General features: G+C 62.6%; 12 protein-coding genes. 5 read left to right on the top strand and 7 right to left on the bottom strand.

Features of this window, described 5'->3' with window-relative positions:
* Positions 1–4: 4 nt before the first annotated feature.
* The 7 genes from R3P93_RS10740 to rpmH form a co-directional block, all read right to left on the bottom strand.
* Positions 5–1,015, bottom strand: a complete 1,011-nt coding sequence (locus R3P93_RS10740; RefSeq protein WP_094669609.1) for a ParA family protein — start codon at positions 1,013–1,015, stop codon at positions 5–7.
* Between the two features lie 81 nt (positions 1,016–1,096).
* The gene (rsmG, locus tag R3P93_RS10735; RefSeq protein ID WP_317532993.1) at positions 1,097–1,774 is read right to left on the bottom strand and encodes a 16S rRNA (guanine(527)-N(7))-methyltransferase RsmG; all 678 of its coding nucleotides are present in this window, start codon (positions 1,772–1,774) and stop codon (positions 1,097–1,099) included.
* A 1,703-nt stretch (positions 1,775–3,477) separates the two neighbouring features.
* Positions 3,478–4,152, bottom strand: a complete 675-nt coding sequence (locus R3P93_RS10730; RefSeq protein ID WP_317532992.1) for a Jag family protein — start codon at positions 4,150–4,152, stop codon at positions 3,478–3,480.
* A 25-nt stretch (positions 4,153–4,177) separates the two neighbouring features.
* Entirely contained in the window at positions 4,178–5,269 is a 1,092-nt protein-coding gene (yidC, locus tag R3P93_RS10725; RefSeq protein WP_317532991.1) for a membrane protein insertase YidC, read from the bottom strand.
* A gap of 4 nt (positions 5,270–5,273) precedes the next feature.
* Positions 5,274–5,603, bottom strand: a complete 330-nt coding sequence (gene yidD, locus R3P93_RS10720; protein WP_094638404.1) for a membrane protein insertion efficiency factor YidD — start codon at positions 5,601–5,603, stop codon at positions 5,274–5,276.
* Positions 5,600–5,980 (bottom strand): ribonuclease P protein component, encoded by a 381-nt coding sequence (rnpA, locus tag R3P93_RS10715; protein ID WP_068047699.1) that lies wholly within the window; start codon positions 5,978–5,980, stop codon positions 5,600–5,602. The genes yidD and rnpA overlap by 4 nt, the downstream gene beginning before the upstream one ends.
* A 30-nt stretch (positions 5,981–6,010) precedes the next feature.
* Positions 6,011–6,154 carry a 50S ribosomal protein L34 gene (gene rpmH, locus R3P93_RS10710; RefSeq protein WP_026347786.1) on the bottom strand — a complete coding sequence of 48 codons (144 nt, stop codon included), beginning with the start codon at positions 6,152–6,154 and terminating at the stop codon, positions 6,011–6,013.
* 621 nt (positions 6,155–6,775) lie between these two features.
* Between rpmH and dnaA the strand changes: the two genes are divergently transcribed.
* The 5 genes from dnaA (at position 6,776) to R3P93_RS10685 (ending at position 12,880) form a co-directional block, all read left to right on the top strand.
* Entirely contained in the window at positions 6,776–8,308 is a 1,533-nt protein-coding gene (dnaA, locus tag R3P93_RS10705; RefSeq protein ID WP_068047705.1) for a chromosomal replication initiator protein DnaA, read from the top strand.
* Between the two features lie 584 nt (positions 8,309–8,892).
* Complete coding sequence (gene dnaN / locus R3P93_RS10700) at positions 8,893–10,077, top strand: DNA polymerase III subunit beta (protein WP_068047709.1); 1,185 nt, start codon at positions 8,893–8,895, stop codon at positions 10,075–10,077.
* Positions 10,078–10,142: 65 nt separating this feature from the next.
* A complete protein-coding gene (gnd, locus tag R3P93_RS10695; RefSeq protein WP_068047712.1) occupies positions 10,143–11,069 on the top strand; it encodes a phosphogluconate dehydrogenase (NAD(+)-dependent, decarboxylating) in 927 nt (308 codons plus the stop codon).
* Positions 11,070–12,320, top strand: coding sequence for a DNA replication/repair protein RecF (gene recF / locus R3P93_RS10690; protein ID WP_317532990.1), 1,251 nt, complete (start codon positions 11,070–11,072; stop codon positions 12,318–12,320).
* Positions 12,317–12,880 (top strand): DUF721 family protein, encoded by a 564-nt coding sequence (locus tag R3P93_RS10685; protein ID WP_068047719.1) that lies wholly within the window; start codon positions 12,317–12,319, stop codon positions 12,878–12,880. Before recF ends, R3P93_RS10685 begins: the two co-directional genes overlap by 4 nt.
* The last annotated feature ends 34 nt before the right edge of the window (positions 12,881–12,914 follow it).

Raw genomic sequence — 12,914 nt, 5'->3', positions numbered from 1 at the left:
CTGTTCACTTCTTCCGTGCTTCGTCGATGCCGGCCGATCGGGCAGCGAGCTCTCGTCCGGCGTCCAGGTAGCTCATCGCTCCTCGTGAACCGGGGTCGTAATCCAGCACCGTCATGCCGTATCCGGGGGCCTCGGATACCTTCACGCTGCGAGGGATCACGGCGCGTAGGACGGCGTCGCCGAAGTGCTTGCGTACTTCTTCCGCGACCTGGTCTGCCAACTTGGTGCGCCCGTCGTACATCGTCAGGATCACGGTGGAGACGTGCAGTTCGGGATTCAGGTGCGACTGCACCAGCTCGATATTGCGGAGGAGCTGACCCACACCTTCGAGCGCGTAGTACTCGCACTGAATGGGGATGAGGACCTCGGTCGCTGCGACGAGTGCATTGACCGTCAGCAGACCGAGCGACGGGGGGCAGTCGATGAGGATGAAGTCGGCGTCGATACCGGAGAGTTCCTCCACCGACAGGGCCGTCTTGAGGCGACCTTCGCGGGCCACCATCGACACCAACTCGATCTCGGCGCCGGCGAGGTCGATGGTCGCCGGGATGCAGAACAACCTGTCGCTGTGCGGACTCTTCTGCACTGCGTCCTTGGCGCTCACTTCACCGATGAGGACCTCGTAGCTCGACGGCACACCCGAGTGATGCTCGACGCCCAACGCCGTGCTGGCGTTGCCCTGAGGGTCCAGATCGACCACCAGAACGGTCAGTCCTTGGAGGGCTAGCGCGGCGGCCAGGTTCACGGCGGTCGTCGTCTTCCCGACGCCACCCTTCTGATTGGCGATCGTCAGCATGCGTCGCTTCGCCGGCTTCGGCAGCGACACCGATCCGGGATGCAGAACCTGGCTGGCTCGATGTGCCGCGGCGCCGATCGGGGTGTCGTTCGGTGAGATCGCGTTGGTGTACTCGAACCCGGAGCTGGCCGCCACCCCCGACTGTTTCCCCGAGTTGCTCGACGCGTTCTTCTTGGACGCTGTTTCACGTGAAACAGCGGGATCGGACCCACCCGACATATGTGCTCCTTAGTGCGGAACTGACTGTGTTCAATACGATCGATCGGATCGAGCGCGGGACGTGTGAGCCCACGATCGAAATCAGTGACGACTCAGTCTCCGCGGCTCACGCACCGCTCTGACGACGATGGTGGGAGTAGGCAACAGACCCACTCCGCACTCCACTACCTCCAGCTTGCCAGCACCCATCCGGGCGAGGGAAGTCCGGTCGCGTTCGATCTCTTCGCCGGCGCTCGACCCCTTCAGAGCCAGCATCCGACCGTGCTCGTGCACCAGAGGGAGCGACCATTTGGCGAGCTTCTCCAATGGCGCGACGGCCCTCGACGTGACCACATCGGCACCGCCGGCTTCCTTCTTGACGCCGGGCTGTTCCGCGCGACCGCGCACGACCAAGATGTTCAAATCGTGTTCCTCGATGAACTCTGCGAGATAGACGGTTCGGCGGAGGAGGGGCTCGACGAGGGTCACCCGCAAGTCAGGCCGCGCGATCGCCAACGGGATACCGGGCAAGCCAGCACCGCTGCCGATATCGACGACGGTCTCGCCCTCGTCGATGAGCTCACCGATCGCCGCGCAGTTGAGGATGTGTCGCTCCCAGAGGCGTGGAACTTCACGCGGTCCGATGAGTCCTCGTTCGACGCCGGCCGTGGCCAACGAGTCGTGGTACCTCCGTGCCAACTCGAGCCGATCACCGAAGATCTGCTCCGCCACGGCCGTCAACTGATTGCTATCCGAGCCTTCTTGTTCCACGTGAAACATCTTCCCGTGCCCAGGCACCGAACGCCAAACGACATCGCTGTAACTCGATCGAATCGACGTCGAACCGCCGAGATCCGGTACCAACGCGACCGAAAGGTGGCCGGCGGCGCAGCGATCCACGACGAGTGGACCCGTCCCGATTCTCGGCGCGGTCAGACCATCCGGATCGACTTCCCGTCTGTTTCGGTCCGAAGATCTGCCGACCCCGCACGGTTCGTCAGACCGCCCGTCCCGCGGCCCCGCCAGTTGGTCCGGCCGCGACTGGGGGGTGTCTCATGCCCCGCGCTGTTTCACGTGAAACTGCTTTGCCATTGCCTCACTATCGTCAGTGCCGCGTGACGACTCGGTGACGTATTCAGCGTCGACGTTCCGGGTTCTCGACAGCAGGCACCGGTCTGAGTGCAGCGACCACACAAGTCAGGGACTTGGTCCAACGTGCGTAGTACCGACCGAACCTGTACCGCGAGCGGCTGACGCCATTCGCAATCGAACACATTCATGCCCCGTCCGGCTGGCGAAGTACGACTGATCGGCTCGTGGATGTTTCACGTGAAACTACGTGCCTGTACCAGTCCACGTTTCTGGAAGGAGTTGATCGACAACCGTCAGCCGGTGGAGATCTGGACGAATACTTGTCGACCACGTATGCCGCTCCGGGCACCTGCGTGCCATGACACACCTAGTCAGGGGAGAGCCGCAGACTCGCCTCCATTCTCGATCGCGTCTCGATCGGCCGGAGCCTCTTTTTGCCGCATCCGAACTTCGCACGTCTTCCGGGTCCGCGGTCGCCTCGATTCTCGACGGGGCTCGACGGTCCCACACATGCGGGCACTGGAAGTGTCGTCGTCCGGACATACGTCGTCATGCCGTCTCGTGTCTTCGAGTCGGCACGAACGAGATTCTCGATCGGCGACCGTCGTAGTGACGTCAGGTCGACCGCCGCGTTGCCCGGATGAAGACAAACACGTCCGGACTTTCGATAGCGCGGTCCCTGAAGCTCGACCCTCGCGGATACATCCACCATCGAGATGACCCCGATCGGGCGTCGTCGATTTTTCGTTCACCGCTACTACCGACCGACGCAAGTTCCATCGGTCGTCCGTCGGATGAAGAGTCACGGACTGCTCGATTGCGTGAACCGTCGAGCGCCGCTCGGTAGCGGCGCCGAATCCGACAAGACCCACTGGAGTCAGATTCGATCCTTCCCTGAGTCGGACCACGTTCGACTCGATCGCACGTGCTCGTCGATAGTTCGAGGCATCCATGATCGCCTGCAATGTTTCACGTGAAACTGCACCGACTCCAGACCGTGTCGATCCGGCACTCAGATCTCGGAACCTAGGGGGTCTCTGGAGATCGTTCTACCCCGACCCTATGGATAGAACGACAGTCCTCGAATCCAGAACTCACACTGGCGTATCGGCAACAAATTCACCCACTTCGGATGCCGCCTGTTTCACGTGAAACAAACGCGACCGACGCGAGCAACAGGCAAGAAAGACACCATCGACTTTGCCGTCACAGTGACGAAAGCGCAGTGCATGACTGATCTCGAGAATCCGGCGAGAAAATCGATCGCACCCGCGCCGACGTCCGCCGTCGTTGAGCAAATTACATCGATGACATTCGACCGAAGGATCTACTACATCCGGATACGACGATGGCCCCCACGGAAGTGGGGGCCATCGACTGGGGACGCTCTGTTACGCCTTGACGACGACTACTCGTCGAGCCGGCTCGACGCCGGTGCTTTCGCTCGCGACGCCGTCGATCTTGGCGACCGCGTCGTGCACGATCTTTCGCTCGAACGGAGTCATCGGGGTCAGCTCCTCGCGCTCACCGGATTCGAGGACACGACGCGCAGCTTCGGCACCGAGGTTGCCGAGTTCGGTCCGCCGATTCGCACGCCAGCCCGCGACGTCGAGCATCAGCTTGCTGCGCTCACCCGTCGACTGCTGGACCGCGAGGCGAGTCAGCTCCTGCAGTGCATCGAGAACCTCACCCTTGCGGCCCACGAGCTTGGCGAGATCGTCGCCACCGTCGATGCTGACGATGGCGCGGTCACCTTCCACATCCAGATCGATGTCGCCGTCGAAGTCCAGGACGTCGAGGAGTTGCTCGAGGTAATCGCCGGCGATCTCGCCTTCCTCGACAAGGTAGTCCTCGTCGTCCTCGTCGTCGTCATCCGAGTCGTCGTCGGTCTTGTTCTCGACGACGCCCGAGTCCTCGGACTTCTCCACCACGGGAGTCTCGTCTGCCTCCACGTCGACTGCACTCACCTGATCGGCCTCGACCACCACGTCACTTGCTCCATCCCCGGATACCGCCCCGGCTGTCTGCACTTCGTCGTTCTGAGCTTCTTCTACGTCCGCTGTCATGTTCGTCCTTCTCTCGACGCGTCGGTCAGCGCCGCTTGCGCTTGGTCGACTTGTTCCGGTTCGCCTGCGGTCTCGGTTTGGCCGGCGATGCGGCACCGGTCGTCGAACCAGCGATACCCTCACCGGTCTCGGCCGTCGCCGAATCACTCGTCGGCGTCATCTTCGAGAGCTTCGGGCGAGCGCCGGGCTTCGGCTTGGTGGTCGACACAGGCTTCACGCCGGGCTTCGGCGCATTCTCGGAACGCTTCTCCACTGCAGCAGCGGCCTTGGCAGCTTCTTCCTTGTCGATCTTGCCGAACACCAGGTGCTGCTGCGCGTAGGTCCAGGTGTTGTTGCTGACCCAGTACAGCAGGATGGCGATGGGAAGCAGGGCACCGAACACCAGCACACCGAGCGGGAACACGTACAGGGCGAGCTTGTTCATGATGGCGGACTGCGGGTTCGCTGCCGCAGCGGCGCTCTGACGGGCCACGGACGCACGCGAGTTCATGTGCGTCATGATCGCCGCGATGATCATCAGAGGAACGGACACCGCGACAATGACCCAGGTGGACGGAATGGTCGCGCCCGGTCCCACGGCGAATGCGTTGAGCTGGTCCTGCGGCATCGTGATCCACGCCGAAATCGGCGCACCGAACAGACGAGCGTCCAAGAAGGACTGCACGTCCGACACGTTGAACGCGTAGTTGGACAGCTCGCGGTTCTCCTCGGGAGTCAATCCGAGCTGACCGAAGCCGGTACCGGTGCGGTTGAACGAGCGCAGCACGTGGAACAGGCCGATGAACACCGGCGCCTGCGCCAGCACCGGCAGGCAGCCCATCAGCGGATTGAAGCCGTGCTCCTTCTGGAGCTTCTGCATTTCGACGGCCATCTTCTGCTTGTCTTTGCCGTACTTCTTCTGCAGAGCCTTGATCTGCGGCTGTAGCTCCTGCATCTGTCGAGTGGTGCGGACCTGCTTGACGAAGGGCTTGTACAGAATCAGGCGGAGGGTGAAGACCAGGAAGACGACGGACAGTGCCCAGGCGAACCCATTGCTGGGATCCTGGAACACAAAGCCGAACACCTTGTGCCACACCCAGAGAATCCAGGCAACCGGGTAGTAAATGAAGTCGAGCACGGCTCTATGTACTCCTCTGTTCTTCCACTCGCGCGAGATCGTGGTGTTCTTCGGTTTCGGTCAGCTCGGTGACGGTCGCGCGCCACCTACCGGGTTCGGGCACCGGGTCCCAGCCTCCAGAGTGCCAGGGAGCACATTTGAGGAGGCGGACGACTGCCAGCAACGAGCCCTTCATCATCCCGTGCACCTGGAGCGCCTCGATGGCGTACTCACTACAGGTGGGGGAGAAGCGACAGGTGGGAGGCCTCATCGGGGACACGTACGTCCGGTACAACCCGATGAAGTAGACGAGTGTTCGAGCAGGAATGGAACGAAGGTTGCCCATGAATGTCATGACGGCGGACCCTTCGGAGCTTCGAGAAGACCGAGCTTCTTCAATCCTGAACGCAGTTGAATCAGTAGATCTGTCGAGGACGCTCTCGCGGCTCCGGGCAGTGCGCGGATCACCACGTCGGTGGTCTCGGGGAGTTCACCGATGACGTCGGTACAGATATGCCGAAGCCGGCGCGCAACTCGATGACGAGTTACGGCCGGCCCGACTGCCTTGCTGACGATCAATCCGAATCGTGGACCACGAACAGTAGATGCGATGTCCTGTTCGTCACGCACGACGGCGTGAACCACAAGATCCGATCTACCCATTCGGCGTCCTCGACGCACCGCTACGGAGAAATCACGTGCTCGGTGTAGTCGATTCGGCTCAGGAAGCATCCCGAGCTCCAAGCTTCGGACGAACAGATATCAGGCTGTGAGTTCTTTACGGCCCTTGCCGCGACGTGCGGAAACGATTGCACGACCCGCACGGGTACGCATACGAAGACGGAAGCCATGAACGCGCGCGCGGCGGCGATTGTTCGGCTGGAACGTCCGCTTGCCCTTGGCCACGGTCAACACTCCTCGAGATTGAAAAGACGCCGTTCGTCGGCGCCTGCTGGAAAGGTACTCAGCGAGTCCGGATGGACTTGCTTGCCTCCCGAGCGAGAAATCCGAGTGAAGACAGACTGTAAGCAGCCAGCAAGCATCGGCCACCTCGCTATTGGGTGACTGTTCGAGAGTACTGATCGAGTCACCGCCGGTCAAACTCGCTCTCGAGCGAACAGTGCCGTCGTTCATACACAGGCAGCGTCCGTTTCCGGCCGCGGACGGTGTGATGTACGTCGAAATCGCCACCGGACGGCCGCTCGCTCCGACGCACGTCCTCCGATTGCACTACAGACAGTTGGCATCGGTGCAGGTCAGACTGGCGTAATTGCCATAGCACGAGCCAGAACGCGTTCTGGGGTCACATCGGTGTCGTTTATCCACACCTGTGGATAATTGTGTGGAAACACAGTTCAGGTGGCATATTCGTACCTTGCGGGGTCCATCCACGGACCCTGGTCTCGGCCGCAGCGACGCACGAACGACGACGCTATCCGACGACGTTGCCGCGCGGGTACGAAACGGCGCGCGGATTCCTGCGTCGAACACCGCCCGAGACCAATGCTCGACGACGGAGGGCCCAACGTGAACGACGATCCGGATGCGCTCGCGCGCATCTGGCCCGAGGTGGTCGCGGAGCTCACATCCGACCGACACAGTGGGTCTCCGCTGACCAAAGGCCAGAAGGCCTGGCTCGCTCTGGTCAAACCGCTGACCTTGACGCAGGGGTTCGCGCTGCTCGCAGTGCCGTCGACTTTCGCGCAGGAAGCGATCGAACGAGATCTTCGCGAACCCATCCTCGGCGCCCTCGGGCGTCATCTGGGACAGGGTGTCGAGGGACTCGGCGTTCGCATCTCCGCTCCCGAGGACGAGAAGATCGACTCCGAGCGATCGACGTATCCCGATGCCGCCAGCTCTCCGACGTACCGGCGCCGCGTCCTGACCAGCAGAGACGACGAGCCGTCGGATTCCGAGACGGCCGACTACGAAGAGGTCGACGACGAACGCGAAGCTCTCGCCAGCGTCCAGAACTCGTGGCCGACGTACTTCACGAAACCTCCCGACTCGACGCCTCCGTCCTCGGGTGCCAACAGCCTCAACTCGAAGTACACCTTCGACACCTTCGTCATCGGTGCCTCCAATCGGTTCGCCCACGCAGCTGCGGTGGCGATCGCCGAAGCACCTGCTCGCGCGTACAACCCGCTGTTCGTGTGGGGGGCGTCGGGTCTGGGCAAGACTCACCTCCTGCACGCGGCCGGGCACTACGCGCAGCGCCTGTTCCCGGGCATGCGCGTCAAGTACGTCTCCACCGAGGAATTCACCAACGACTTCATCAACAGTCTCCGTGACGACCGCAAAGTGGCGTTCAAGCGCCGCTACCGGGAGACCGACGTGCTGCTGGTCGACGACATCCAGTTCATCGAGGGCAAGGAAGGCATCCAGGAGGAGTTCTTTCACACCTTCAACACCTTGCACAACGCGAACAAACAGATCGTCGTGTCCTCCGACCGCCCACCCAAGCAGTTGGCCACCCTCGAGGAACGGCTTCGTACTCGCTTCGAGTGGGGCCTGATCACCGATGTGCAGCCACCCGAGCTCGAGACGCGGATCGCCATTCTGAGCAAGAAGGCTCGGATGGACCGGCTCGATGTGCCACACGACGTGCTCGAGCTCATCGCCAGCCGAATCGAACGCAACATTCGTGAGCTCGAAGGTGCCCTCATTCGAGTGACGGCGTTCGCATCGCTCAACGGACAAGCACTCGACCTCACTCTCGCCGAGGTGGTTCTCCGCGATCTGATCCCCGACTCGTCGAGTCTCGAGATCAATGCGGCGACGATCATGGCTGTGACAGCCGAGTACTTCAACACCTCCATCGAGGACCTGTGCGGGCCGGGCAAGGCCCGAGCACTGGCCATGGCCAGGCAGATCGCGATGTATCTCTGTCGCGAGCTCACCGATCTGTCGTTGCCCAAGATCGGGCAGACGTTCGGTCGGGATCACACGACGGTGATGTACGCGGACAAGAAGATTCGCAAGGAGATGACCGAGCGTCGCAAGGTGTACGACCAGGTTCAGGAGCTCACTGCGCGGATCAAGCAGCGCTCCAAGCGGTAACCACCGAAGACCGACGGACTCCGAGAAGACGGCACCGAATCCCATCGAGGGTTCGGTGCCGTTGCTGTTTCCGGTCGTTCGTCGGACCGATTCTCGACGCGTATTCGGTGAGTTTTCGAGCCGTCGACCATTGATTCACACCTGTGGATAACCATGTGGACAACATCGAAGTTCTGGGGATGGAATGTGGGCGCCTGTGCACCGATGTGATTCGTGCACAGGCAGCCGCGCGTCAATCACGTATTGGTCCCGAGTTCATCCCCACGACACCACGCTCGGCCACCAGCGGATCGAACGGTCCGTGCACAGATTCCACAGGACCTATTAATACTTCTGTTTTCTCCTTGAAAGAACTTCTTTGAAAACAGGTGTTGGGGAACGATCCGTTCACAGGCCCTTCGGGAACCCCCGAATCCCACCTTCGACGCGAGCCTCGCGCTTTCGTCTTCGCTTCGGAGGGCATACGGTGTGCTTGCGCTGGATGTGCCACACTCGTCGTTGCAGCGGTTCGAGCCGCAACCTTCGTGGTTGCACCGCTCCGGCCGTAACGCCGAACACCACCGAACGAGAGGAAATGCCGAGCGATGGAGCTTGGAAGTTTGAAGTTTCGCGTTGCTCGTGAAGATTTTTCCGATTCCGTCGCGTGGGTAGCCCGCAGCCTGCCGTCTCGGCCGCCCGTTCCCGTTCTCGGTGGAGTTCTTCTCGCTGCCGACGAGCAGGGTCTGACGGTTTCCGGATTCGACTACGAGGTCTCCGCTCAGGTCAAGGTGTCGGCGGAGGTTGCCACTGCAGGCCGAGTTCTGGTGTCGGGCAAGCTACTTGCCGATATCACGAAGTCGTTGCCGAACAAGCCGGTCGACGTCACGGTCGACGGAACCCGCGTTCTGGTCAACTGCGGAAGTGCCAAGTTCTCACTGCCCACGATGCCGGTCGAGGACTACCCACAGCTCCCCGAGTTGCCCAGCAACACCGGCTCGCTGGCCGGTGATGTCTTCTCCGAGGCAATCGCCCAGGTCGCCATCGCTGCGGGCAAGGACGACACGCTTCCGATGCTCACCGGTATCCGCGTGGAGATCGACGGCACCAACGTCGTTCTCGCGGCCACCGACCGTTTCCGGTTGGCGGTTCGTGAGGTGGAGTGGGCTCCCGCCGGTGCAGACACCACCACCGCGGTGCTCATCCCGGCCAAGACTTTGTCCGAATCGGCAAAGACTCTGGGCGGCAACTCCGGCTCACCGGTGGAACTGGCCCTCGGTTCCGGCTCGTCCATCGGTAGCGACGGTTTGCTGGGCATCGTCAGTGACGGGCGCCGCACCACGACCAGGTTGCTCGACGCAGAGTTCCCGAAGTTCCGTCAGTTGCTGCCCGCCGAACACACTGCGGTGGCGACCCTCGACATCGCCTCGCTGGTCGAGGCCATCAAGCGTGTCGCTCTCGTTGCCGAGCGTGGTGCGCAGGTGCGCCTGGAATTCAACTCCGACGGCGTGTTGCTGTCCGCAGGTGGCGACGACGCCGGCCGCGCCGAGGAAGCTCTGCCTGCCGACTTCCAGGGCGAGGCACTGACCATCGCCTTCAATCCGGGATACCTCATCGACGGGTTGTCCTCGCTGCACAGCGAGAAGGTCACCTTCGGATTCACGACGCCGAGCCGGCCTGCAGTGCTGCGGCCGACCTCCGACGAGGAACTGGTGCCCGACGACGCAGGCAAGTTCGCGGCGCCGAAGTCCGAATACACGTATCTGCTGATGCCCGTCAGGCTGCCGGGCTGATCCTGCCTGGTTACTGTTGAATCCGCGGGAATTTTCGCACCTGACACAGACAAGGACGCGTCATCATGCAGCTCGGCTTGGTCGGTCTCGGAAAAATGGGTTTCAACATGCGCGAGAGATTGCGCGAGCACGGTCACGAGGTGATCGGCTACGACCCCCGACCCGAGGTGACCGATACCCCGTCACTGGCCGGGCTGGCGCAATCGTTGACGGCGCCCCGGGTGGTGTGGGTGATGGTCCCGTCCGGTCAGATCACCCGCGACACCGTCAACGGCCTTGCGGATGTGCTCGAGCCCGGCGATCTGGTGATCGACGGTGGCAATTCACGCTTCACCGATGACAAGCCCAACGCAGAGTTGTTGGACGCCAAGGGAATCGGTTACATCGACGCCGGAGTATCCGGCGGGGTCTGGGGCCTGAAGAACGGCTACGGCTTGATGGTCGGCGGCCAGGACGAGCACGTCGCCAGAGCGATGCCGATCTTCGACGCGTTGCGTCCCGAGGGCGAGCGCGCGGACGGTTTCGTGCATGCCGGCCCGGTCGGTGCCGGTCACTACTCGAAAATGGTGCACAACGGTATCGAATACGGGTTGATGCAGGCCTATGCCGAGGGGTACGAGATCCTCGAAGCCGAAGAGCTCGTGCAGGATGTGCAAGGCGTGCTGCGGGCCTGGAGCAAGGGCACGGTCGTGCGGTCGTGGCTGCTCGACCTGCTGGTCGAAGCTCTCGGTCAGGATCCGGAGTTCAGTGAGATCTCCGGGTACACGGAGGACTCCGGTGAGGGTCGCTGGACCGTCGAGGAAGCCATCCGTCATGCCGTCCCTGCGCCGGTGATCTCTGCGGCATTGTTCGCCAGATTTGCTTCGCGGCAAGAGGATTCGCCTGCCATGAAGGCTGTCTCTGCCCTTCGGAACCAGTTCGGCGGGCATGCGGTCAAGAAGGCCGACGCCGACGAGACCCTGCGCGCCCCGGCGCCGAAGAACACCGAGTAAGTGTTCGTCCGGTCTCTGCAGCTACACGACTTCCGATCCTGGGACGACCTCACCGTCGACCTCGGACCGGGCTCGACCGTGTTCGTAGGGCCCAACGGACACGGCAAGACCAATCTGCTCGAGTCGCTCAACTATCTGTCGACGTTGTCCTCTCATCGTGTGTCCTCGGACGCACCCATGATCCGGGCAGGCGCCGCCAAAGCGTTCGTGGGCAGTGCCGTGGTCAATCACGGTCGCGAATTGATCATCGACGTCGAGCTGCTCGAAGGCCGGGCCAACAAGGCTCGGATGAACAGGTCGCCGCTGCGTCGCCCACGCGAGATCCTGGGCGTGTTGCAGAGTGTGTTGTTCGCTCCCGAGGATCTCTCGCTCGTCCGCGGTGATCCCGGTGAGCGCCGACGGTATCTCGACGAGCTGCTGACCACTCGAATTCCTCGAATGGCCACTGTCCGTGCCGATTACGACAAGGTACTGCGGCAACGGTCGGCTCTGCTCAAGACCGCGAGTGGATCGTTGCGCCGCGGTTCGTCGTCGGGTGACGGCGCCAGTGCACTTGCCACCCTCGACGTCTGGGACGGGCACCTCGCGGCGCACGGTGCTCGATTGCTCGCTGCCAGAATATCTTTGGTGCACGAGCTGATGCCTTTCGTACAACAGGCCTACAGCTCGATCGCGCCGGAATCGCGGTTGGCCGCAGTCGCCTATCGCTGCAGTCTGGCCGATGCGCTCCCGCCGGAATTCTCCGATGCCGATCGTGCACCGGAACCCGACGACACCGAGGTGCTGGAAGCTGCGTTCCTGCATCAGCTTTCGGTGATGAGACAGCGCGAGATCGAACGCGGGGTGTGTCTGGTGGGACCGCACCGCGACGACGTGGAATTGATGCTCGGTGATCAACCGACGAAAGGGTTTGCGAGCCATGGTGAGTCGTGGTCGTACGCACTGTCGTTGCGGCTCGGGTCGTTCGCGTTGCTGCGGGAAGACGGTACCGACCCGGTCCTGATGCTCGACGACGTGTTCGCCGAGCTCGACCGCAAGAGGCGCGCGGCGTTGGCGACCGTGGCCGCCGGCGCAGAGCAGGTGCTCATCACGGCGGCGGTACCGGAGGACGTACCTCCCGAACTCGATGCTCGGCGGTACGGGGTCGAAGCGACGCAGAGTTCGGATTCCGGTGCAGCAGGACGTATCTCGCGCATCTCGGACCTGTCGGCCGATACCGGTACCGCAGCGTCGGAAGGTGAGGTTCGATGACCGACGACGAGGCAACGCCCACAGGTAACGGTGAGGTACCGGAACTGAAAGGTGTCGATCTGGCGCGTCGAGCACTCGAGGACGCCCGGGCCGCAGCCAAGGCCAGTGGCAAATCGGTGGGGCAGGGACGGTCGTCGCCCACCGGCGGGGTACGAGCGCTGCGGGGGCGTCGTCGACGCGGTTGGTCGGGAGCCGGGCCGGACGACCGTGATCCGCAGGCGTTCGGGGCTTTGGCGAACTCGATCGCGTCCAAGCGTGGGTGGTCGGCCAAGGTGTCCGAGGGTGCTGTGTTGGGCCGGTGGCCCAGCGTGGTCGGCGAGGACATCTCGGCTCATGCGGAGCCCACCGGTCTCAAGGACGGCGTGTTGAGTATTTCGGCGGAGTCCACGGCGTGGGCGACGCAGTTGAGGCTGATGCAGTCTCAGATTCTGGCCAAGATCGCCGCCGCCGTCGGTCACGGTGTGGTGACGTCTCTGCGCATCACCGGTCCGACGACGCAGAGCTGGAGAAAAGGTGAGCGTCACGTGCGCGGGCGGGGCCCGCGCGACACGTACGGATAGTGAGACGTCCCAACGTATGCTTTTCGAAGTGCCT

This window comes from Rhodococcus cerastii (assembly GCF_033042195.1).
Classification (GTDB): domain Bacteria; phylum Actinomycetota; class Actinomycetes; order Mycobacteriales; family Mycobacteriaceae; genus Rhodococcoides.
The sequence above is the reverse complement of the archived record's forward strand: the minus strand, read 5'-3'. Positions and strand labels throughout refer to the sequence as shown.

What these genes read in the sequence shown, in the direction of transcription:
- R3P93_RS10740 (WP_094669609.1), bottom strand. Translation starts at nt 1,015, where the DNA reads ATGTCGGGTGGGTCCGATCCCGCTGTTTCACGTGAAACAGCGTCCAAG.
- rsmG (WP_317532993.1), bottom strand. Translation starts at nt 1,774, where the DNA reads ATGTTTCACGTGGAACAAGAAGGCTCGGATAGCAATCAGTTGACGGCC.
- R3P93_RS10730 (WP_317532992.1), bottom strand. Translation starts at nt 4,152, where the DNA reads ATGACAGCGGACGTAGAAGAAGCTCAGAACGACGAAGTGCAGACAGCC.
- yidD (WP_094638404.1), bottom strand. Translation starts at nt 5,603, where the DNA reads ATGACATTCATGGGCAACCTTCGTTCCATTCCTGCTCGAACACTCGTC.
- rnpA (WP_068047699.1), bottom strand. Translation starts at nt 5,980, where the DNA reads ATGCTTCCTGAGCCGAATCGACTACACCGAGCACGTGATTTCTCCGTA.
- dnaN (WP_068047709.1), top strand. Translation starts at nt 8,893, where the DNA reads ATGGAGCTTGGAAGTTTGAAGTTTCGCGTTGCTCGTGAAGATTTTTCC.
- gnd (WP_068047712.1), top strand. Translation starts at nt 10,143, where the DNA reads ATGCAGCTCGGCTTGGTCGGTCTCGGAAAAATGGGTTTCAACATGCGC.
- R3P93_RS10685 (WP_068047719.1), top strand. Translation starts at nt 12,317, where the DNA reads ATGACCGACGACGAGGCAACGCCCACAGGTAACGGTGAGGTACCGGAA.